The organism is Streptomyces sp. NBC_00988, assembly GCF_045162645.1.
Lineage (GTDB): Bacteria > Actinomycetota > Actinomycetes > Streptomycetales > Streptomycetaceae > Streptomyces.
Map to the genome: position 1 here is coordinate 7,713,820 of NZ_CP108730.1, position 20,567 is coordinate 7,734,386.

20 protein-coding genes are annotated in these 20,567 nt (G+C 69.6%); 14 read left to right on the forward strand and 6 right to left on the reverse strand.

Annotation, left to right across the window (positions count from 1 at the left end):
- Positions 1-26: 26 nt before the first annotated feature.
- A complete protein-coding gene (locus tag OG496_RS35625) occupies positions 27-1,634 on the reverse strand; it encodes an amidohydrolase family protein (protein ID WP_405973820.1) in 1,608 nt (535 codons plus the stop codon).
- Positions 1,635-1,666: 32 nt separating this feature from the next.
- A complete protein-coding gene (locus OG496_RS35630; RefSeq protein ID WP_405973821.1) occupies positions 1,667-2,950 on the reverse strand; it encodes an amino acid deaminase in 1,284 nt (427 codons plus the stop codon).
- Between the two features lie 138 nt (positions 2,951-3,088).
- On the opposite strand from OG496_RS35630, the gene OG496_RS35635 reads away from it, so the two are divergent.
- From OG496_RS35635 to OG496_RS35655, 5 genes are all read left to right on the forward strand, one after another.
- Positions 3,089-4,135 carry a sugar kinase gene (locus OG496_RS35635; RefSeq protein WP_405973822.1) on the forward strand — a complete coding sequence of 349 codons (1,047 nt, stop codon included), beginning with the start codon at positions 3,089-3,091 and terminating at the stop codon, positions 4,133-4,135.
- Positions 4,132-4,893, forward strand: coding sequence for an IclR family transcriptional regulator (locus OG496_RS35640; RefSeq protein ID WP_366489507.1), 762 nt, complete (start codon positions 4,132-4,134; stop codon positions 4,891-4,893). The genes OG496_RS35635 and OG496_RS35640 overlap by 4 nt, the downstream gene beginning before the upstream one ends.
- Positions 4,894-4,903: 10 nt before the next feature.
- The gene (locus OG496_RS35645; protein ID WP_366489508.1) at positions 4,904-5,314 is read left to right on the forward strand and encodes a RidA family protein; all 411 of its coding nucleotides are present in this window, start codon (positions 4,904-4,906) and stop codon (positions 5,312-5,314) included.
- A gap of 127 nt (positions 5,315-5,441) precedes the next feature.
- The gene (locus OG496_RS35650; protein ID WP_033285211.1) at positions 5,442-6,917 is read left to right on the forward strand and encodes a GntP family permease; all 1,476 of its coding nucleotides are present in this window, start codon (positions 5,442-5,444) and stop codon (positions 6,915-6,917) included.
- Positions 6,918-6,992: 75 nt separating this feature from the next.
- Entirely contained in the window at positions 6,993-7,670 is a 678-nt protein-coding gene (locus OG496_RS35655) for a hypothetical protein (RefSeq protein WP_405973823.1), read from the forward strand.
- A 41-nt stretch (positions 7,671-7,711) separates the two neighbouring features.
- Here the strand turns inward: OG496_RS35655 and OG496_RS35660 are convergent, their stop codons facing one another.
- Both OG496_RS35660 and OG496_RS35665 read right to left on the reverse strand, forming a co-directional pair.
- On the reverse strand, positions 7,712-8,965 hold the full coding sequence (locus OG496_RS35660; protein ID WP_405973824.1) for a hypothetical protein: 1,254 nt from the start codon (positions 8,963-8,965) through the stop codon (positions 7,712-7,714).
- A gap of 101 nt (positions 8,966-9,066) precedes the next feature.
- Positions 9,067-9,585, reverse strand: a complete 519-nt coding sequence (locus tag OG496_RS35665) for a SigE family RNA polymerase sigma factor (RefSeq protein WP_366489514.1) — start codon at positions 9,583-9,585, stop codon at positions 9,067-9,069.
- 220 nt (positions 9,586-9,805) lie between these two features.
- Between OG496_RS35665 and OG496_RS35670 the strand changes: the two genes are divergently transcribed.
- Positions 9,806-10,030, forward strand: a complete 225-nt coding sequence (locus tag OG496_RS35670) for an antitoxin (protein ID WP_393761594.1) — start codon at positions 9,806-9,808, stop codon at positions 10,028-10,030.
- A gap of 46 nt (positions 10,031-10,076) precedes the next feature.
- Here OG496_RS35670 and OG496_RS35675 read toward each other — a convergent pair whose 3' ends face one another.
- Both OG496_RS35675 and OG496_RS35680 read right to left on the reverse strand, forming a co-directional pair.
- Positions 10,077-11,351, reverse strand: a complete 1,275-nt coding sequence (locus OG496_RS35675; protein ID WP_405973825.1) for an MFS transporter — start codon at positions 11,349-11,351, stop codon at positions 10,077-10,079.
- Positions 11,352-11,464: 113 nt separating this feature from the next.
- Positions 11,465-13,159: a chitinase gene (locus tag OG496_RS35680; protein WP_405976779.1), complete on the reverse strand. Its 1,695-nt coding sequence runs from the start codon at positions 13,157-13,159 to the stop codon at positions 11,465-11,467.
- Positions 13,160-13,546: 387 nt separating this feature from the next.
- On the opposite strand from OG496_RS35680, the gene OG496_RS35685 reads away from it, so the two are divergent.
- The 8 genes from OG496_RS35685 to OG496_RS35720 all read left to right on the forward strand — a co-directional run bounded on the left by OG496_RS35685 (position 13,547) and on the right by OG496_RS35720 (position 20,436).
- Positions 13,547-14,356, forward strand: coding sequence for a hypothetical protein (locus OG496_RS35685; protein WP_366490377.1), 810 nt, complete (start codon positions 13,547-13,549; stop codon positions 14,354-14,356).
- A gap of 103 nt (positions 14,357-14,459) precedes the next feature.
- Positions 14,460-15,173 (forward strand): Flp pilus assembly protein CpaB, encoded by a 714-nt coding sequence (gene cpaB / locus OG496_RS35690; RefSeq protein WP_366489517.1) that lies wholly within the window; start codon positions 14,460-14,462, stop codon positions 15,171-15,173.
- A 9-nt stretch (positions 15,174-15,182) separates the two neighbouring features.
- Positions 15,183-16,433 carry an AAA family ATPase gene (locus OG496_RS35695; protein ID WP_405973826.1) on the forward strand — a complete coding sequence of 417 codons (1,251 nt, stop codon included), beginning with the start codon at positions 15,183-15,185 and terminating at the stop codon, positions 16,431-16,433.
- 20 nt (positions 16,434-16,453) lie between these two features.
- Positions 16,454-16,858: a TadE family protein gene (locus OG496_RS35700; RefSeq protein ID WP_366489519.1), complete on the forward strand. Its 405-nt coding sequence runs from the start codon at positions 16,454-16,456 to the stop codon at positions 16,856-16,858.
- 1 nt (position 16,859) lies between these two features.
- Positions 16,860-17,210, forward strand: coding sequence for a TadE/TadG family type IV pilus assembly protein (locus OG496_RS35705; protein WP_366489520.1), 351 nt, complete (start codon positions 16,860-16,862; stop codon positions 17,208-17,210).
- A 25-nt stretch (positions 17,211-17,235) separates the two neighbouring features.
- Positions 17,236-18,576, forward strand: coding sequence for a CpaF family protein (locus tag OG496_RS35710; RefSeq protein WP_033285200.1), 1,341 nt, complete (start codon positions 17,236-17,238; stop codon positions 18,574-18,576).
- Positions 18,577-18,587: 11 nt separating this feature from the next.
- Positions 18,588-19,529 carry a type II secretion system F family protein gene (locus OG496_RS35715; RefSeq protein WP_366489522.1) on the forward strand — a complete coding sequence of 314 codons (942 nt, stop codon included), beginning with the start codon at positions 18,588-18,590 and terminating at the stop codon, positions 19,527-19,529.
- Positions 19,530-19,545: 16 nt separating this feature from the next.
- The gene (locus OG496_RS35720) at positions 19,546-20,436 is read left to right on the forward strand and encodes a DUF5936 domain-containing protein (protein WP_366489523.1); all 891 of its coding nucleotides are present in this window, start codon (positions 19,546-19,548) and stop codon (positions 20,434-20,436) included.
- Positions 20,437-20,567: the final 131 nt, after the last annotated feature.

The following is a 20,567-nucleotide window of genomic DNA, read 5'->3' on the forward strand; positions in this document are numbered from 1 at the left end:
GGCAGGGGCTTTCCCCGAGGTGTAGGTCAGGAGCGGGAGTCGGCGTTCCGTCGCACGGGACTGCGACGGACCGACCGCCCCGCAAGTACGTCCGTCCGCCGGCCGTCCTCGATCACGAAACGGCCGTCGATCAGCACGTGCGGGATGCCGGTCGGCAGCTTGCGCGGCTGCTCGAAGGTCGAACCCGCCGCCACCGTCGCGGGGTTGAACAACACCAGGTCCGCGCGGTAGCCCTCCTTGACCAGGCCCCGGTCCGGCAGGCGCAGGCGTGCCGCCGGGCGTGACGTGAGGTGGGCCACGCACTCCTCCAGGGACAGCAGCCCCAACTCCCGTACGTAGTGGCCGAGATAGCGCGGGAACGTGCCGTACGCCCGCGGATGCGGCTTCGCGCCCTGGAGGATGCCGTCCGAGCCGCCCGTGTGGACGCGGTGCCGCATGATCTGCCGGACGTTCTCCTCGTGGCCCACGTGCTGGAGGATCGACGGGGCGAGCCGGTCGGCCAGGAGGAGATGACGGGCGGTGGTCCAGCTGTCGAGGCGGCGGCCGACGTACTCCGCCAGCGCGGGATCCGTGACCCCCGAGATCTCGATCGTGTCCCACTCCATCGGCACCCCGTGGCAGCCGTCCGAGCCGATCACCTCCAGGTGGTGGCGGATACGGTCGGCGGTCTCGTCGTCCGCCAGCCGCCTCAGGATCTCCTCCGGGCCGCCCTCGCTCGCCCAACTCGGCAGCATCGCCACGAGCGTTGTGCAGCCGGGGGTGTAGGGGTAGGTGTCGAGGCTGATGTCCGCGCCGGTCGCCAGGGCCTCGTCCAGGAGGGTCAGCAACTCCGGTGCGCGGCCCTCGTTCACGCCGAAGTTCATGGTGGCGTGGGCCAGATGGAGGGAGCAGTCCGCCTCGCGGCTCAGCTCCACCATCTCCGCGTAGGCCTCCAGCGCGCCCGCGCCGTACGAACGGTGGTGCGGGCAGTAGTAGCCGTCGTACGACGCCACCACCCGGCAGAGTTCGGTGAGTTCGGCGTCCTTCGCGTACATGCCGGGGGTGTAGGTGAGCCCGGACGACATGCCGACCGCGCCCTGTTCCATGCCCTCGGCGACCAACTGCCGCATCCGGTCCAGCTCTTGGGGTGTCGCCTCCCGGTCCTCCCAGCCGACGGCGAGCATCCGGACCGTGCCCTGCGGGATCAAGTAGGCCGCGTTGACCGCCACTCCACGATCCAACCGGTCCAAGTACTCGCCCACCGACCGCCAGTCGAAGTCGATGTCGTCGCCGTATCCGTTCCACCCGGTGATCGCCCGGCGCACCTCGGCGAGCGTGCGGTCGTCGACGGGGGCGTACGACAGCCCGTCCTGGCCGATGACTTCGAGGGTCACCCCCTGCGCGGCCTTGGCGCTGTGGTCCGGGTCGCGGAGCAGGGCGAGGTCGCTGTGGGCGTGCATGTCGATGAAGCCGGGGGAGAGGACCAGTCCCTCGGCATCCAACTCCCGCCGCGCCTTGGGGCGTTGACAGCCGGCCGCCGCGGCCTCCTGGACGATCGAGACGATCCGGCCGCCGTCGACGACCACATCGGCGCGGTACGACGGTCCACCACCGCCGTCGACGACGTCCGCGTCCCGGATGACGAGTTCTTCCATGCCCATGCCTCCAGCGGGGTCCGACACGGCCTCTAGAAGAACGTACGGATGTAGTCGACGACCGTCCCGTCCGCCTCCGCCACCGGGATCAGCTGCCACTTGTCGAAGGACGTGCAGGGGTGGGACAGGCCCATCCCGATCCAGTCGCCCACCTCCAAGTCCGCCTCGGCCGTCGTCCGCAGCCAGGCGTGCTGGTCGGACAGGCCGGTGACCTCGACGCCGGTCGCCGGGCGCTCCGTGTCATCTCGGCGGACGACCTGGGCGACGGGGAGGTCCAGGTCGTAGGCCGCGTCCCGCTTGCCCGCGTTGGCGAAGGCCTGCTCGGGGGAGGGGCGGGAGACGATCTGCGCCCAGAGCCGGAACGCGGGCTCCAGGGCGCCCTCTTCGGGGATGCGGGTGAAGGGGGTGATCTCGCGGTAGTGGACGTCGTCGTGCGAGACGTAGGCGCCCGAGCGCAGCAACTTCAGTGCGGGGAGCGAGAGTTCGGGCAGCTCGGCGAAGACGTCGGCCACCGCGTCGAACCAGGCGCTGCCACCCGCGCTGACCACGATCTCGTCGAGCCCCGATCCCGAGAAGCGTCCGTCCTTGTCGAAGTCCACGGCGAGAGCGGTCAGTTGACGCAGCCACGCGTGCACCCGCGCCGGATCGGCCTGTGGCACCTCGCCCTCGTACCCGGCGACCCCGACCAGCCGCAGAGTCCCTACGGCGGCCACCGCGTCCGCGACCGCCGCGCACTCCGCCTCCGTGCGCACGCCGGTGCGGGCGCCCTCGCCGGCGGCCAGTTCGACGACGACGTCCAGGGGGCGGGCGGCGCCGCGCAGGGCCGCGTCCATCAACTCGACCCCGCGCACGGAGTCGACGTAGCAGATGAAGCGGAAGTCGCTGTCGGCGTCCAGTTCGGAGGAGATCCACTTCAGGGCTGCCGGGTCTACCAGCTCGTTCGCCAGGAAGATCCTGCTGATCCCGAACTCCCTTGCCACGCGCACCTGGTGGGGGACCGCGAGGGTGATGCCCCAGGCGCCGTGGGCCAGTTGGCGGTGGAAGAGCTGGGGGGCCATGGAGGTCTTGCCGTGCGGGGCGAAGGCGAGGCCGTGGCGGGTCGCGTACGTCTCCATGAGGCGGAGGTTGTGGTCCAGGCGCTCGGCCGAGAGGGCGAGGACGGGGGTGGTGAAGCCGCCGGTGAAGAGGTTGCGGCGCTGGGCCGCCAGCTCGGCGACCGTGACGCCGTCCGCGTCCGGGGGGAGGCCCTTGAAACGGTGGTCGACGCGTTCCCCGGCGAGCCGGGTGAGCGCTTCGGTACCGGTGTCGCGGACCATGGGGCCTCCCTGAGCTGGCGTGTTGCAATCCCTGCAACCTTCATTGCGTATATCGCTTACCGCTGTCTAACATCTCGCCCAACACCGGGTCAACGGAGCCGCCGCCCCCGGCGCACCGGACGAGGAGCCATCACCATCGTGACCGCCGACGGACAGTCCACCGCCGCCCGTGACGTCGTGGACGTCGTAGCGCTGGGCGAGTCCATGGTCACGTTCCTACCCAGCCGGCCGGGCCGCCTCGCCGACGTGCCGTCCTTCGATCGCGCCATCGGCGGCGCCGAGTCGAATGTCGCCTGCGTGCTGGCGGCGGCCGGCCACTCGGTTCGGTGGGTCAGCCGGGTCGGGGCCGACGGCTTCGGTGATCACCTCGTCGAGACGATCGGCGGCTACGGCGTCGACGTGTCCGCCGTACGGCGTGATCCCGCGCGGCCGACCGGTATCTACTTCCGCACCGCCGGGGACCGGGCCACCGACGCGCACGAGGTGGCGTACTACCGGGCCGGGTCCGCCGCCTCCGCGATGGCCGCGTCGAACGTCGACCTGGCCGCCGTACGGGCCGGGCGGGTGCTGCATCTGTCCGGGATCACCCCGATGCTGTCCGAGGACTGTCTCGGCCTGGTCCGTGAGCTGACCGCGATCCGCGCCGGCCGTCCCCTGATTTCGTTCGACGTCAACCACCGTCCCGCGCTGGGGCGTTCGGCCGACGGGCCGAGTGTGCTGCTGGAGCTGGCGCGTGGTGCGGACCTCGTGTTCGTCGGGGAGGACGAGGCCGCCGAGGTCTGGGGGCTGGTCGGGGCCGATGCCGTACGGGACGCGTTCCCCGACCCCGAGACGCTCGTCGTCAAGCAGGGCGGACGCGGAGCCACCGTCTTCCACCGGGGCGACGCCACCTTCGTGCCCGCGCCGCACGTCGACGTCGTGGCCGCGGTCGGCGCCGGGGACGCCTTCGCCGCCGGGTTCCTGTCCGCGACCCTGCGGGGACTTCCCGTACGGGACCGGCTGCGGCACGGGCATCTCACGGCCGCCGCCGCCCTCACCGTGCCCGGTGACCTCGCCGCGCCCCCGGTCCGTGACCACGCCGACCGGCTGGTCGCCCTGGACGAGCAGGCGTGGGGGAGACTTCGACTCGGCCCCGGCTGGACCGACGCCGCCGACTGGGCCGACGAGGAGGTATGTACCCCATGAGTCAGACCGTCGACCGTGCGCTCAGCATCCTGCCGCTGCTCGCCGAGGGCCCCGCCGACCTCGGCCAGGTCGCCGAACGTCTCGACGTCCACAAGTCGACGGCCCTGCGCCTCCTGCGCACCCTGCACGAACACGGCCTGGTCTACCGCCAGTCCGACCAGCGCTACCGCCTCGGCGCCCGGCTCATCGCCCTCGCCCAGGAGGCGATGGAGAACCTCGACATCCGCGAGATCGCCCACCCCCATCTCGTCCGGCTGAACGAGCAGTGCGGTCATACCGTCCACCTCGCGGTGTACGAGGAGAACGAGGTCCTCTACATCGACAAGGTGGAGAGCCGCTACCCGGTGCGCATGTACTCCCGGATCGGCAAGCCGGTCGCCATCACCGTCGCGGGCGTGGCCAAGCTGCTGCTCGCCGACCTCCCGGAGATCGAGCGCCGGGCCCTCGCCGACAAGCTCGAATACCCCATGTACACCGCCCGCTCCACCCCCAACGCCCCTGCTTTCCTGCGGGAGTTGGAGAAGGTACGGGAACAGGGCTGGGCCACCGACCTCGGCGGCCACGAAGAGTCCATCAACTGCGTCGCCGCGCCGATCCGGGGCGCCGACGGACGCGTGGTCGCCGCGATGTCGGTCTCCGCGCCCAACGTCGTCGTCACCGCCGACGAACTCCTCACCCTGCTCCCCCTGGTCCGTCGCACGGCGGACGCCATCAGCGGGGAGTACTCCGGCCGAACCCCCGTCAAGGACCCCGTATGAAGGACCTCGTATGACCGAGAAGACCGCGCTCACGCCCAAGACCCACACCACCCCGCCCGCGAAGTTCTCGCACGGCGTCCGCAAGGGGAACATCCTCCAGGTCGCGGGCCAGGTCGGCTTCCTCCCCGCCGAGGAGGGCAAGCCGCCGACGCCGGCCGGCCCGACCCTGCGCGAGCAGACCCTCCAGACCCTCGCCAACGTCCAGGCGATCCTGGAGGAGGGTGGCGCGAGCTGGGAGGACGCGATGATGATCCGCGTCTATCTGACGGACGTGGACCACTTCGCCGAGATGAACGCGATCTACAACGAGTACTTCGAGGAGCAGGAGTTGAAGGCTCCTCCTGCCGCGCGCACGACGGTCTACGTCGGCCTGCCCGCCGGACTGCTCGTCGAGATCGACGCGCTGGCCGTTCTGAGCTAGCACCGAGCCGGCACCGCCCCAACTCCCGCACACCGTACGACGGTTCGGCGCCCTTCGGGGTGCCGCGCCGCGATCCCCCCTGCCCCGAAAGCCCCATGCTCTTACGACGACAACGAGGACCCCCACCATGTCCCTACCGCTCGCCGCCACCGCCCCCGCGACACCACCCCACACCGGAGGCCTGCTCCTCCTGCTCGACGGCACAGCAGGCCTGTTGACGGTCGCCGCCCTCGGGATCGCGCTCCTCCTCTTCCTGATCATCAAGGTCAGACTCCAGCCCTTCGTGGCCCTCCTCGCCGTCTCCATAACCGTCGGCCTGCTCTCCGGTCTGTCGGTCACCGAACTCTTCGGCACGGTCCAGCGCTCCGACGCCGTCTCCACCATCGAGTCCGGCATGGGCGGCATCCTCGGCCATGTCGCGATCATCATCGGCCTGGGCACGATGCTCGGCGCGATCCTCGAAGTCAGCGGCGGGGCAGAGGTGTTGGCGTCCCGGCTGCTGAATCTGTTCGGGGAGAAGCGGGCCCCGCTCGCCATGGGCCTCACCGGCCTGATCTTCGGCATCCCGGTCTTCTTCGACGTCGGCATCTTCGTCCTCGCGCCGATCGTGTACGCCGCGGCCAAGCGCGGCGGCAAGTCGATCCTGCTGTACTGCCTGCCGCTGCTCGCGGGCCTGTCGATGACCCACGCGTTCCTGCCGCCGCACCCCGGCCCGGTGGCCGCGGCCGGCCTGCTCCACGTCCAGCTCGGCTGGGTCATCCTCATGGGCATCGTCTGCGGTATCCCCGCCGTGCTCGCCGCGTGGGCCTACGCCGCCTGGGTCGGCAAGCGGATCTTCGTCGCCGTACCGCAGGACATGGTCGAGGCTGCGGCCGAGGCGAAGCAGGCGGTCATCGACGAACAGCGTGAGTCCGGCGTCGTACCGCAGGAGAAGCCGGTGTCGCTGGGCACGGTTCTCGCGATCATCGGTACGCCCCTGGTCCTGATCCTCGCGGCGACCTTCTCGTCGATCGCCTTCGACCCGTCCACGGGCCGCTCGGTGGTCGAGTTCTTCGGCAGCCCCTTCGTGGCCCTGACGATCGCGCTCCTCCTCGCGTACTACCTCCTGGGTCTGAGGCGCGGCTGGTCCCGTAAGTCCCTGGAGACCGTCTCCACCGCGTCTCTCAAGCCGGTCGGCAACATCCTGCTGGTCGTCGGCGCGGGCGGGATCTTCGGCGCCGTCCTCAAGGCGAGCGGGGTCGCGCAGGCACTCTCGGACACCTTCCACGACGTAGGCCTGCCGGTGCTCGTGCTGTCGTACCTGATCTCGCTGGTACTACGGGTCGCACAGGGTTCGGCGACGGTGGCGATCGTGACGACGGCGGGCATCGTGGCCCCGCTGCTGGCCGAGGGCGACCACTCGCAGGCGTTCGTCGCGCTGGTCATCATGGCGATCTCGGCGGGGTCGATCTTCGCCTCGCACGTCAACGACGGCGGCTTCTGGATGGTGGCGAAGTACTTCGGGATCAGCGAGCGGGACACGCTGAAGACGTGGACCGTGCTGGAGTCGGTGCTGTCGGTCGCGGGGTTCGCGGTGGCCGCTGTGCTCAGTGTGTTCGTGTAAGCCGCTTGTAGGCGTCTGATAACAAAGTTGGGGCTGGCTGTGCCCGACACAGGATCGTCGACCATACTGCCCGCTGTGGAGCAGCGCATAGGTTCGAGCAGCCAGCCCCTGGAGGGCGCCGGATTCGACCCGGCCTTCGTCCCCGGGCTCACCGCACCCGCCGTGTCCTCCGACCAGCCGGAGGACAAGAGGCCGCGGGACGCGGAGCCGGAGGACGCGAAGGCCGAGAAGCCGGCGACACCGGAGGAACCGAACGAGTCGGAAGGGTCGGAAGCGTCTGACGGTGAGGAATCGCCGGTCGCGAAGGTCGACGTCACGAAGGCCGACGTAAAGAAGGCCGTTGCCGAGGACGACGACGGTGACGCCGACGCGGATGAGGACGACGAGGAGTCGTCCTCGGACGGCCCGGTCTTCGAGGCGTCCGACCGTCGTGCGGAGATCGTCGCGGACGAGAAGGGCGTACGACTGCGCCTGGACGACCAGAACTGCGAGTTCCGCTGGGACGAGATCGGCGCCATAGAGACCGAGTCCCCGCGCTTCGGCAAGCGGTTCACCATCACGGTGCACACGCCTGACCGCCGTTGGTACCCGATCGAGATCGAGGCGGCGGCGCGGAGCAGGTTCGCCGAGTGGGAGACGCAGCTGGACGCGGTCCTCGACGCGTACTTCGACGACGAGGACGAGGCCGACGGGTCCGACGAGGTGGACGAGGCGGCGCTCGCCGCGGCGGAGGCAGAGGTCCGCGAGGACTGAGTTGCGTGTTCTGTCCGGCGTCGGACCAACTGCCGTTCTGATCAGAGCCAGTTGGGGCTGAGGGCGATCGTCCGGAGCTGGTTCATGGTCAGGGCCGGGGTCGTACGGGTCGCGGTGGTGTCCTGGGCGCCGGAGTTGAAGGCGCTGACCACCACCCGCCGCCCGTCGGTCCTGATGGTGTCGACGGTCCACATCACGACACCGGAACCGCCCTTCTCGCCGGGGCCCTGATGTTCGGCGACCTTCGTGCCGTCGGACAGGACCTCGGCGTCGGAGCCGAACAGATCGCCCTCGACATCCGACATGTCCGCCTGGACGTTGACCTGTACGAGGGTCTTGCCCTTGCCGTCGTCGACGACGGCATAGCCGAACCCGGAGTCGTCGGTGTCGCCGGCCTCGGACACGGTGAGGCCCTTCGGCAGCAGGGTCCGGAGTGTGGACGTGACGGACAGGGTGGCGCCCGTCTCGCTCGGACTCGGCGGTGTGACCGGCGAGTTGGGGTCCACCGGCATCGCGTCGATCGCGTCCCGCCAGGCCGTGGCGGCGGCCACCTTCCTCAACTGGGCCGGGGACAGCGGCGGTTGGGGCCTGGTGATCGGGGCGTCCTTCTCTGCGGCGGCGTTCCACTCGCTGATGCTGACGTGCTGGCCCTGCGGGGTGACGAGTTCGGCGCTCCACAACTTGGTGTCCACCCGGCGGTCCGGATACTCGTACCCCTGAAGGACCATGACCACTGACCCGTCCGCCAGCCGGCTCGTGCCGCACGCGTCGTAGTGCGTGAACGCCTTCCCCGGGCACCGGGTCGTCTGCCGCGCCTGGTCACTCCCCGGCTGCACCCGTCCCAGGCCGACCTCTACGGCCGACGCGCCATTGCCGTCGTCGTAGACGACATGGACGTACGGCGCCGGTTCCTCGTCCGTGCCGCGGGCCTCGGCCTTCGAGAACGTGCCCTGCGGGAGCAGCTTTTCGAGCGTGTTGATGAGCGCGGCGCCAGAGACGGGGGTGGGTGCGGACGTGGCCGTGGACCTCGCGGCGGTGGCGTGCGCGGCCTGTGCCTCGGCGGGGTTTCCGCTGGGCAGGAGCAGTGCGCCGCCCACGCCGACGAGGGCGATACCGGCCGCGCCGCTCATGACGGCGGCGTTGCGGCGGCGCAGCAGGCGCCGGCGGCCCTTGAGGGCGCCGGCGGTGGCGAGGGCGGCCCGGTCGGTCTCGAAGGCGTTGCCCGCGTCGTGCAGGCCGGCGGTGAGCCGTTCCTCGAAGGGGTCGAGGGGCTCGCTGTGCTGGGTGTCGGGCATGGCGGACCACCGTTTCGCGTAAGGGGATGTAATGGATGTACGGGCATTAAGGGGTGTAACGGGCGTGAGGGGGAGGGGAGTTGAAGGCGTGGTGCGGGTGTTCAGGGGCGGGCGTATTCGTCGAGGTTCTCGCCGAGCAGTTCGCGCAGCCGGCCGAGCGCGCGGACACAGCGGGTGCGTACGGCGGCCGAGCTGACATGCATCACGTCGGCGGTCTCCTCGACGGACCGGTCCTCCCAGTACCGCAGGACGACCACGGCGCGGTCCTTGGCGGGCAGCCGGGAGAGGGCCTGGAGGAGGGTCAGCCGGAGCGTCGTGTCGGCGCCCGGGGCGCCGGGGTCGGGCAGGTCGGGCAGGACGTCGGTGGCGCGTTCGGTGCTGCTGCGGCGCCGCTGGTGGGCGAGGTAGGTCCGGGTGAGGACGGTCTGGGCGTACCCGGCGGGGTTGCCGACCCGGGACAACCGCCCCCAGCCGACGTACAGCTTGCCGAGGGTCTCCTGGACCAGGTCCTCCGCGAGATGTGTGTCCCCGGCGGTCAGCAGACAGGCGGACCGATAGAGATGCCCGGCGCGCGCGGAGGCGAACTCCGCGTACTCGTCGGCACGTTCCTGTCGTCTCATGCCTGATCCCCCTGTTTTCGCGGGCTGTTGCCGGCGCCGCCCTCACTTGTACTGATGCGGTGGGCCCACGGAAATGTTTCAGGTCGGTGCGCCCCGAACACGCCCGCCTCGCGCCTCCGTCCGCCGGGGTGTCCGCGTCGGGGCCACCTTGTCCTCCGGGGCCGATCGTGACGACCATGTCCCTGACCGCGTAAGCCCGTTGCAGCGAGGGGGAACTGTCGTGTTCGACAACCTGGGAGACCTGGGCAAGCTCAAGGACAAGGCCGAGGAGATCGCCGAGGAGCACGGAGACAAGATCGCCGACGGGCTGGAGAAGGCCGGGGATGTCGTCGACGAGAAGACGGACGGCAAGCACAGCGAGCAGATCGACACCGCTGTCGACAAGGCGCAGGACCTGGTGGCGAGGCTCGCCGCGCAGGCTGCGGACGGTGAGAAGAAGGACTGAGGAGGACTGAGGAGGGCTGAGGAGGGCTTGGCCAGAGGGGGAACTCTCAGGCCACGGGGTCCAGTTCGTCGCCTGCTGTCGGGAGCGTGCGCATCGTGCGGAGCGGTGACAGGAAGTTCGGGAGGACGCTCGCCGTCATTCCCGCCGCGCCGATCCACAGCGTTGCCGTCGCTCCGAACACCGAGCCCGACGTCCCGCCCAGCAGTCCGCCCAGCGGGATTCCGCCCCAGGACACGAACCGGGCCGTCGCGCTCACGCGGCCCAGGAGGCGGTCGGGGGTGAGGGTCTGTTGGAAGCTGGACTGGGCCACGACGCGGACGACTCCGCCGAAGGAGAGCGAGGCGAGGCCGGCCGCCGCCACGCACACGCTCCAGCCCGGGTGGGCCAACGGCATCAGGACGGTCAGCGGACACGTCACCAGCGACGCGAGCCAGATGACCCGGCCCTGGCCGACCCACCGCGCGACCCGGGTCGCCGACAGCGCGCCCAGCAGCGCACCGCAGCCCATCCCGGAGAGGACGAGGCCGATACCGGAGGAATCGAGCCCCAACTCCCGTTCCAGGAAGACCAGCAGCATGGTCTGGTACATCACCAGGAAGAGGTTGAAGATCGCGTCGCTCAGCATGATCGCGCGCAGGGCGGGGTACTTGAGGACGAACCTCAAGCCCTCCTTGATGTCGCGCCCCAGCTGAGACCGCTCGCTCGGCCCCAACTCCCGTTCGGGCTGCGGTTCTTGCTTGCGGATACCGATCGCCAGCAGCCCCGACATAGCCATCCCGGCCGCGCTCACCAACAGCGTCGCGGGCGCGCCGACCCACCCGACCAGCGGCCCGGCGATCCCCGGCCCGCTGATGCTGGTCACCGAGCGGATCGCCGAGAGTTTCGCGTTCCCCTCGACGAGGTTGTCGCGCCCCACCAGATGCGGCAGATAACTGACGTACGCCACATCGAAGAAGACCGTCAGCACCCCATGGACCAACGCGACCGCGTACAGCCACCACACGGTCAGCAGACCCGCCCACCACGCCACCGGCACCGTCACGAGGACCAGCGCCCGCGCGAGGTCGGTGCTGATCATCACCGACCGCTTCCGCATCCGGTCCACCCACGCACCCGCCGGCAGCCCGACCAGCAGCGAACCCGCCGTGGTCATCGCCGTCAGCAGCCCGACCTGGAACTCGTCCGCGTCCAGCGCCACGATGGCGACGAGCGGCAGGGCGAGAAAGATGATCCGGTCACCCAACTGCCCGAGCGCGGTGGCCGCGAAGAGCCGTCCGAAGTCCGGTTCACGGAGGAGTCCGAGCCGGGTGGGTAAGGGCATGGGAGGCACCTGCCGGGAGGTCGACGTCAGGGATGATCACGTCAACCTAGCCGAGAGGTGGGGAGCGGGACCCGACAGCAGCCGCGCTCCCCACCCTCCCTGCCTACTGAGTGCTACGGCAACGCATGCACATGCGCCCCCACCGAGTTCGACCACGAACTCCCTGCGGCCGCATCCCAGTTGGTGGACCACGTCATCGCGCCCCGCAGGTCGGGATACGTCTTCGACGGCTTGAAGGTGCCGCAGTTGGTGCCGGCGGTGAGGCAGTCGAGGGCGTTGTTCACGATGGTGGGGGAGACGTAGCCGCTGCCGGCCGCGCTCGTCGAGGCCGGGAGGCCCAGGCCCACCTGGGACGGGGCGAGGCCGCCCTGGAGCTGGATGCAGGCCAGGGCCGTCAGGAAGTCGACCGTGCCCTGGCCGTAGACCTTGCCGTCGCAGCCGAGCATCGTGCCGCTGTTGTAGTACTGCATGTTGACGACCGTGAGGATGTCCTTGATGTTCAGGGCCGTCTGGAAGTACGCGTTCGACGTCGACTGCATGTCGATCGTCTGCGGGGCCATCGTGATGATGAGCGACGAGCCCGCCTTCGAGGAGAGGGACCTCAACGCCTGTGTCATGTAGGTCGCGTTGATGCCGTTCTCCAGGTCGATGTCGACGCCGTCGAAGCCGTACGTCTGCATCAGGGAGTAGACCGAGTTGGCGAAGTTCGTCGCGGACGTCGAGTCGCTCACCGAGATCGTGCCGTTCTGGCCGCCGATCGAGATGACGACCTTCTTGCCGGCCGCGTGCTTGGCCGCGATGTCCGCCTTGAACTGGTCGACCGTGTAGCCGCCGAGGCCGGCCGAGTCGAGCGTGAAGGAGACCGCGCCCGGGGTCGAGGTCGCGTCCGCGAAGGCCACGGCGATGATGTCGTACTGGGAGGAGACCGCCGAGAGCTTCTGGACGGTCGCGCCGTTGTTGAAGTTCTGCCAGTAGCCGGTCACCGCGTGCTTCGGCAGGGTGCCGCCTCCGCCTCCGCCTCCGCCCGTCGCCGTCGTCGTGCCCGTGACCGCCGTCGACTTGCCCGACTCACCCGCCGAGTTGGTCGCCGTGACCTGGAAGGAGTACGCCGTCGACGCCGCAAGTCCCGTGATGGTGGCGGACGTTCCCGTCACCGCCGTGATCTTCGTGCCGCTGCGGTAGACGTTGTAGCCCGTCGCTCCCGACACCGCGCTCCAGGCGAGGGAGACCGAGGAGGAGGTCGTAGAGGAGACCGTCAGGCCCGTCGGCGTCGCCGGGACCGTCGGGGCCGGGTCGCTGCCACCGCCGCCGTCCGGGCCGTAGACCGAGATGTCGTCCGCGTAGTACGCGGCCTGGCCGTACCAGCCGTGCGTGTACACCGAGACGGACGTCGTCGAGGCGCCCGTCGTGAACGTCGTCGACAGTTGCTTCCAGGCGGACGTGTCGGGGGTCCACGTCGACACGTCCGTCGTGCCCGTGCCGGTCACGCCCAGGTAGGAGTAGCCGCCCTGCACCCACGCGCTCAGCGTGTACGTCGAGTTGGGCTTCACCGCCACCGGCTCGCTGCACTGGGCGTTGTCCTGGCCGGCCGGGGTGGCCTTCAGGGCCGCCGCGCCGCTGTGGACCGGGGACGAGACGGTCGTGCCGCTGCCCGCCGTACAGGTCCAGTTGGTCAGACCCGACTCGAAGCCGGCGTTCTTGGCGTTGTTGATGTCGGCGGCGGACGCCTGGCCGGTGCCCGCGAAGGAGAGGGCGAGGGCGGCCATGGCGACCCCGGCCCACAGACGTCTTTTCCCGAGGACGGGCATGCCTGGTGCGCGGTCCACTGATGCCTCCGGTGGGGGAGTTTGGAGGGGATGTGACTGTGACTGTGCCGACGGTGGCCACCGCTGGGAGTCCCAGAGTTGGTCCAGACCAATCTGATGTCAAGAGGTCCAGACCAACTTCACCGACGGTGGTCTCGGCACTCCCGTCGCGATCGGATGCGCGACCTGCCCCGATTTGGCGTGTTGTGTGCGATGACAGTTGCCGCACAGCTACAGAAACGCTGTTCTCCGGTCACAGGGGCGTGGTTACAGTGCTGAGGTAGTCACGCAGTGAAGTCAACTCGGTGTGCCGGAGTAATGCCGGTGGGCCGACAGGCGTGAGACGGGGAGCTGCGCGTGCCAACTGCCATTGCCGTGACCAGCGCCGACATGGCGCTGCCACCACAGGACGAACGGACCCTGCCCGCCGTCGTCCTGCGGGACCTCGATCAACGACCGCTTGACCAGGCGCTGTCGGAGATGCAGGCCCTGATCGACCAGCACGGGCATGTCGTCGTCGTGTCCTCGCAGGCCGTGTCCGAGGGCGTCGACCGACGGCTGCACACGATCCGGTCCATCCTGGAGACCGACCGGATCGCCCTGTTCCGCCCCAATCTGCCCCCGCTCGGACTCGCCGTCCTGGCCCGGCAGTTGAGGCAGCTCGCGTCCTGCGACCTCAGTCCCGGTGTCCTCGCCTCGGCGGGCCGGCTGCTCACGCACTACATCCACGCCGGCGCGCTCCTCGGCTCCGTCACCAGACTGGACCGGGTTCCCGTCGGCCTCAAGTCGCACGCCAAGTCCTGGGTGCCCGGCAGTCAGTTCGCCGTGATCGCCCACCCCGAGCCGCAGTTGATCCGGGTCGGCCCCGGAGTCACGCTGGAGGGGCCGGAGTTCGGCACCTGGATGCTGGTCGCCAAGGGGCAGCTCCAGTCCGACTGGATCGGCACCACCCTCGCCCCGGCGTGGAACGCGATGGGGCTGCGCGAGGCCACCCTGCCCGCCGAATCGGTGACTTGGTGGGGTACGAACAAGCTGATCGAGTTCTGTACGTATCTGCCCGACCTGTCGGTGCTGTACCAACTCGTCACCTCTGTACGGCAGTCCGTGTGCCACTGGTGCGGCATCGACGTCATCGGCGACCGTTGTGTCTTCTGCTCCGCCACACCGCCCGTTCACGAGAACCAAACATCGAGCGGATAAGTCCTCAACACACAGGACACGCTTACAGCACACGAAGTCGCCAGACCTGGTTCGATCCGCTCATTTCCGCTCGACCGATATCCCCAATGAGGTTGTACGGTTCATGAACTCCCGTCAGCGCCGCGGCGTGATACTCCTGCTCCTGTCGGTGATCTGCGCCCTCGGTGCGTTCGCCGGCGTCCTCTCCGTCATCCGTGACGTGAAGTCCAAGGTCGGTCCCGAGGTCACGGCGTACCAGGTCAAGGACAACGTGGCGCCGTACACGGCTCTCACCGCCGCGCAGTTCAAGAAGATCGAGATGCCCAAGCGGTGGCTGTCGGACAACGCCGTGACCGACATCCGCCAGGTCCAGGGCAAGATCGCGGTGACCACCCTGCGCGGGGGCTCCCTGCTGCAGACCGACATGATCGTGGACCAGCCGGCCCTGCAGCCCGGGCAGCAGGAGGTCGCCATCATGATCGACGCGGCGACCGGCGTCGCCGGCAAGATCACACCGGGCTCCACGGTCAACGTGTACGCCACCTTCGCGGGCCAGAAGGAGGGTGACCCCGACCAGTCCAAGATCATCGTGACCAACGCGAAGGTCATCGACGTCGGCCACATCACCGCCCTCGACCCCGGCAGCAACAGCGACAAGAACCAGCAGACGTCCACCGACGGCGTGCCGATCACCTTCGCGCTCTCCACGCTCGACGCCCAACGGATCACCTACGCCGAGTCGTTCGCCGAGCGGGTGCGGCTCGCGCTGGTGGCACCCGGCACCGATACGACCGTCCCCGACAAGGACCGGACGTACGAACTCGCGAAGGACAAGTGAGAGGCCCGCATGCCCACCAGGATTCTTCCGGCGGTCGGAGACGCGGACGCCATCCGCGCCATCACGACCCTGCTCAGCCAGCTCCCGGACGCCGACCCGGTGGCCCCGGTGGCCGACTCGACGCAGCTCATCGACACCCTGGCCCGGCTCGCCGCCGAGTCCGTCGACGAGCTGCCCGAGGTCGTGGTGGTGCATGAACGCATCGGTCCCGTCCCGGCGTTGGAGCTGGTCCGCGAGGTCGCGCTGCGCTTCCCCGCGGTGGGCGTCATCCTCGTCACCACCGACGCCAGCCCCGGCCTCTTCCAGGCCGCCATGGACTCCGGCGCCCGCGGTCTGGTCGCCCTCCCGCTGAGCTACGAGGAGTTGGCCAACCGCGTCCAGGCCGTCGCCGCCTGGTCGGTGGGCGTACGGCGCCATCTGGGCCACGGCGGCGACGTGTTCACCGGTGTCGGCGGCACCGTCGTCACGGTCAGCGGCTCCAAGGGCGGGGTCGGCGCCACCCTCGCCGCGATCCAACTCGCCCTCGCCGCCCAGGTGTCGGGCCGTACCGTCGCGCTGGTCGACATGGATCTGCAGACCGGGGACATCGCCTCCTACCTGGACGTGCAGTTCCGCCGTTCCGTCGTCGACCTCGCCGCGATCACCGACATCTCGCCGCGCGTCCTGGCCGACGCCGTGTTCCGGCACGACACCGGGATGGCGCTGCTGCTGGCCCCCGGCGAGGGCGAACGCGGCGAGGAGGTCACCGACCGGGCCGCCCGCCAGATCGTCAGTGCCCTGCGCTCCCGCTACGAGGTCGTCGTCATCGACTGCGGCGCCCAGATGAGCGGCGCGAGCGCGGCCGCCGTCGAAATGGCCGACACGGCACTGCTGTTCACCACCCCGGACGTGGTCGCCGTACGCGCCGCGAAGCGCACCGTCCGCATGTGGGACCGGCTGCAGATCCGCAAGGCCGAGGAGACGACCATCGTCGTCAACCGCTATACGCGCGGTACGGAGATCCAGCCGGCGCTCATCCAGCGCATCACCGGCACGACGGTCGCCGCCACCGCGATCCCCGCCAACTTCAAGGAACTCCAGGGCGCGGTGGACGCGGGCCGCCTGCACGAACTCGACAACAAGAGCGTGGTGAAACAGGCCCTTTGGGGTCTCGCGGGCGAACTCGGACTGGTCAAGGTCCCCGAAGTCGCCCAGAAGAGCGGGCGGTCGCGGGGCGGCGGGGATCGCGGCTCGGTGAGCTTCCGGCGTCGGAGAGAGTGAGAGGAGTGAGGGGGATGCGTATGTCTTCGATGCCTGCCGTGCTTTCGACGGCGTCGCGTGAGCGGGACCGGGGCCAGACCACCATCGAGTTCCTCGGTATGACCCCGCTGATCATTCTGACGCTGGTGCTGATGTGGCAGTTCGTGCTGGTGGGGTACACCTTCACGCTCGCGGGGAATGCTGCGGACGAGGCGGTGCGGGCCGGGACGGCCGCCGCCCCGGGGGATCGGGAGGCCGCGTGCGAACAGGCGGGCCTCGACAAGCTGGACGGCGCGTGGAAGGGGGACGCCACGGTGACCTGCGGAGGCACGGGCTTCGTCACGGCCGACGTCACCCTTGAGGTGCCCGTCCTCTTCCCGGGCTCGATCGGCTTCCCCTTCACGGTGCACGGCCACGCGGGCGCCGTAGAGGAGGCGAAGGACTGAGATGGACAAGGGCAGGAAGGACCGCGGCCAAGTCGCCATCGAGTACCTCGGGTTCATCCCGATCCTGATCCTCGTCGCGATGGCGGGCGTACAGCTCGGGCTGATCGCGTACACCGCCATCCAGGCCGGTACAGCGGCCAGGACCGGGGCGCGCAGTGCCTCGCTGGAGCAGAACTACGCACAGGACTGCAAGGACGCCGTCAGTGGATTCCTGGCGGGCGGCACCAGTTGCAGCCGGGCCGACCTGGGCAGGTCCGTCCAGGTCACCTCCACCGTGAACATCCCCTCGATCGTGCCCGGTTGGGACTTCGGCACGGCCAGCAAGACCGCCACCATGCCGCTCGACCACTGAACGCGGAGCAAGGAGCACAGCACTCATGGGCCTGCGGGAACGAGTCAACCATCCCGAGGAGAACGGCCATCGGGGCGAGGACGGCCACATGGTCGCCTCGTACCGCGCCAAACTCCTGGAGGAGATCGACCTCGCGGAGATGAGCGCGCTGGCCGCCGCCGAGCGACGGGCCCGCCTGGAGCGGGTGCTCGGGCACATCATCAGCCGTGAGGGGCCGGTCCTCTCGACGGTCGAGCGTTCGCAGCTGATCCGCCGGGTCGTCGACGAGGCGCTCGGCCTCGGCATACTCGAACCGCTCCTCGAAGACGCGTCGATCACCGAGATCATGGTGAACGGCCCGGACGCGATCTTCGTCGAACGGGGCGGCCGCGTCGAGCAGTTGCCGCTCCGCTTCCCCTCCCACGACCAGCTGATGCAGACGATCGAGCGGATCGTGTCGACGGTCAACCGCCGCGTGGACGAGTCGAATCCGATGGTCGACGCGCGACTGCCGTCCGGCGAGCGCGTCAACGTGATCATCCCGCCGCTGTCGCTGACCGGCGCCACGCTCACCATCCGTCGCTTCCCGCGCTCCTTCACGCTCCAGGAGATGGTCGGCTTCGGCTCGCTGGACGAGCACATGCTGTATCTCCTCGCGGGCCTGGTGCACGCGAAGTTCAACATCATCGTGTCGGGCGCGACGGGCACCGGGAAGACCACCCTCCTCAACGCGCTCTCCGGCCTGATCCCGGAGACCGAGCGCATCATCACCATCGAGGACTCCGCCGAACTCCAGCTCCAGCAGTCGCACGTGATCCGCCTGGAGGCCCGCCCGCCGAACGTGGAGGGCAAGGGCCAGGTCACGATCCGCGACCTCGTCCGCAACTCCCTCCGCATGCGCCCCGACCGGATCGTGGTCGGTGAGGTCCGAGGCGGCGAATCCCTCGACATGCTCCAGGCGATGTCCACGGGCCACGACGGCTCCCTCGCCACGGTCCACGCCAACAGCGCGGAGGACGCGCTGATGCGCCTGAAGACCCTGGCGTCCATGTCCGAGGTGGAGATCCCCTTCGAGGCGCTCCACGACCAGATCAACAGCGCCATCGACGTCATCATCCAGCTCACCCGCTTCGCCGACGGCGCCCGCCGCATCACCGAGATCGCCCTCCTCGACAGCCACGGCAGCGAGCCGTACCGGCTGGCGACGGTGGCCCGCTTCAGCCCGCAGCCCATCTCCGCCGACGGCCGGGTCTACGGCACCTTCGAGTACTTCCCGCTCTCCCGCCGCACCGCCGACCGGCTCTACATGGCGAGCCAGCCCCTGCCGCAGGCCTTCGGCGTCGCCCACACCGCGGAACAGCTCGCCCTCAGAGAAGCCAGTAGGTAGGGACCGACCCCATGGATCTCCAGACGATCGTCACGCTCACCACCGGCGTCACCCTGCTGACCTGTGTCCTGGGCGTCGCCGGCGTGCACGCCTACGCCACGGGCAAGGCGCAGCGCGCGGCCCTGGTCGACCGCCTCACCTCGACCGGCCAGATCCAGGTGGGCCGCGTCCGCCGCTTCCGCGACCTGGACCGCAGACTGCGCCGCACGCGGCTCGGCCGGCAGCTCGAACTGCGGCTGGCGGCAACAGGGTTGGACATGACGCCGGGCGAGTTCTTCGTCTACATGCTGGCCACGGTCGCGGCGCTCTGGCTGATCGGGCAGGCGTCCCTGGCACCCTTCTTCGGGCCGATAGCAGGCCTGTTGGGCATCGGGGTGGCGATCCAGTTCCTCAACTGGCAGCGCCAGAAGCGCATCGAGAAGTTCATCAACCAACTCCCCGAACTGGCCCGCATCATGGCCAACGCCACCCACGCGGGCCTCGCGCTGCGCACCTCGATCAGCATGGCGGCGGAGGAGCTGGAGGCACCGGCCGGGGAGGAACTCGCCAAGGTGGCCAACCAGTTGGCGGTGGGTGCCTCGATGGACGACGCGCTGAGCGAGCTCGCGGACCGCCTCCCGTCCCGCGAACTCGTCGTCCTGGTAACGACGTTGGTGCTCTCGAACCGGGCGGGCGGCCAGGTGGTCAGCGCCCTGCGCAACCTCACGGAGACCCTGGAGGAACGCAAGGAGACCCGCCGCGAGGTCCGCACCCAGCTCTCCCAGGTCAACATGACGGCATACGCCGTTCCGGTGATGGGCGTGGGCGCCCTCTTCCTGATGAACGGCGTCAAACCCGGCGCACTGGAACGGATGACGGGCTCCCCGATCGGCCAGGCCTGCGTGATCATCGCCTTCGGGCTGTACGCGGTCGGCTTCATCCTCATCCGCCGCCTGTCCCGCATCGACGTCTGAGGGGAGGAGAGCAGACATGGTGGCACTCGTCCTCGGACTGGTCATGGGCCTCAGCGTGTGGGGCGTCTTCGCGGGCATCCGCATGTACCGCGCCGACGCGAAACTCCCCAGCGACCTCGTCCTGGCCCTGGAGGTCGGCGCGACCCGCACCGGCGCGGTCGACTCCCTCATCGACCGCATGGGCATGCGCTACGCCCCGATGGTCCTGCGCCTGATGGGCCCGAAGCTGGTCGCCAAGTACCGCCGCAAGATAGACCTCGCGGGCAACCCCGGCGGCCTGACCATCGACCGCTACGCGGCCCGCCGGGCGGTCTACGGCTTCCTCGGCGGCTTCGGCGGCCTGCTGATGCTGCTCGAAGGGCACTACATCGTCGCCGTCATCCTCTTCGCCTTCGGCGCGTTCTGGACGGAGGTCGGCATCTGGTCGGCGATCCGCATCCGCAAGGACGTCATCGAACGGACCCTGCCGGACTTCCTCGACGTGCTGGCGGTCGTGGTGAGCGCGGGCTTGGGCTTCCGCCAGGCGCTCGACCGCGTCGCCTCGAAGTACGAGGGCCCCTGGGCGGACGAACTCCGCATCACCCTCCGCCAGATGGACCTCGGCATGAGCCGCCGCGCCGCCTTCGCGGAACTCCGGCGACGCAACGACAGCGAGCAGGTCGCCATGTTCGTCACGGCGTTGCAGCAGGGGGAGGAACTGGGCGCGCCGATCGTCGACACGCTGGTGTCGCTGGCGAAGGACATGCGCCGCACGGACGCGCAGAACGCCCGCCGGAAGGCGGCCCGCGCGGTCCCCAAGGCCACCATGATGATCACCACGTTCATGGTCCCGGCCACGATGCTGCTCCTCGGCGCGGGCCTTCTCCTCGGCTCCGGCACGGACTTCAGCACGATCACGGGCAAGTAGGGACGGACGGGGGCGACTTGAACGATGGCGACGACGGACGAACGTGAACGTACGGGGCTGCTGCGCCGCCGCCCCAGACCACCGGAGATCACGACACCGCCGGCCGGGACGGTGCTGCCGGACCACGTGCG

Excerpts from the sequence above, each read along its gene's own strand:
- OG496_RS35625 (WP_405973820.1), bottom strand. The coding sequence starts at position 1,634 with ATGGAAGAACTCGTCATCCGGGACGCGGACGTCGTCGACGGCGGTGGT.
- OG496_RS35630 (WP_405973821.1), bottom strand. The coding sequence starts at position 2,950 with ATGGTCCGCGACACCGGTACCGAAGCGCTCACCCGGCTCGCCGGGGAA.
- OG496_RS35640 (WP_366489507.1), top strand. The coding sequence starts at position 4,132 with ATGAGTCAGACCGTCGACCGTGCGCTCAGCATCCTGCCGCTGCTCGCC.
- OG496_RS35645 (WP_366489508.1), top strand. The coding sequence starts at position 4,904 with ATGACCGAGAAGACCGCGCTCACGCCCAAGACCCACACCACCCCGCCC.
- OG496_RS35650 (WP_033285211.1), top strand. The coding sequence starts at position 5,442 with ATGTCCCTACCGCTCGCCGCCACCGCCCCCGCGACACCACCCCACACC.
- OG496_RS35660 (WP_405973824.1), bottom strand. The coding sequence starts at position 8,965 with ATGCCCGACACCCAGCACAGCGAGCCCCTCGACCCCTTCGAGGAACGG.
- OG496_RS35665 (WP_366489514.1), bottom strand. The coding sequence starts at position 9,585 with ATGAGACGACAGGAACGTGCCGACGAGTACGCGGAGTTCGCCTCCGCG.
- OG496_RS35675 (WP_405973825.1), bottom strand. The coding sequence starts at position 11,351 with ATGCCCTTACCCACCCGGCTCGGACTCCTCCGTGAACCGGACTTCGGA.
- OG496_RS35680 (WP_405976779.1), bottom strand. The coding sequence starts at position 13,159 with ATGCCCGTCCTCGGGAAAAGACGTCTGTGGGCCGGGGTCGCCATGGCC.
- OG496_RS35685 (WP_366490377.1), top strand. The coding sequence starts at position 13,547 with ATGGCGCTGCCACCACAGGACGAACGGACCCTGCCCGCCGTCGTCCTG.
- cpaB (WP_366489517.1), top strand. The coding sequence starts at position 14,460 with ATGAACTCCCGTCAGCGCCGCGGCGTGATACTCCTGCTCCTGTCGGTG.
- OG496_RS35695 (WP_405973826.1), top strand. The coding sequence starts at position 15,183 with ATGCCCACCAGGATTCTTCCGGCGGTCGGAGACGCGGACGCCATCCGC.
- OG496_RS35700 (WP_366489519.1), top strand. The coding sequence starts at position 16,454 with ATGTCTTCGATGCCTGCCGTGCTTTCGACGGCGTCGCGTGAGCGGGAC.
- OG496_RS35705 (WP_366489520.1), top strand. The coding sequence starts at position 16,860 with ATGGACAAGGGCAGGAAGGACCGCGGCCAAGTCGCCATCGAGTACCTC.
- OG496_RS35710 (WP_033285200.1), top strand. The coding sequence starts at position 17,236 with ATGGGCCTGCGGGAACGAGTCAACCATCCCGAGGAGAACGGCCATCGG.
- OG496_RS35715 (WP_366489522.1), top strand. The coding sequence starts at position 18,588 with ATGGATCTCCAGACGATCGTCACGCTCACCACCGGCGTCACCCTGCTG.
- OG496_RS35720 (WP_366489523.1), top strand. The coding sequence starts at position 19,546 with ATGGTGGCACTCGTCCTCGGACTGGTCATGGGCCTCAGCGTGTGGGGC.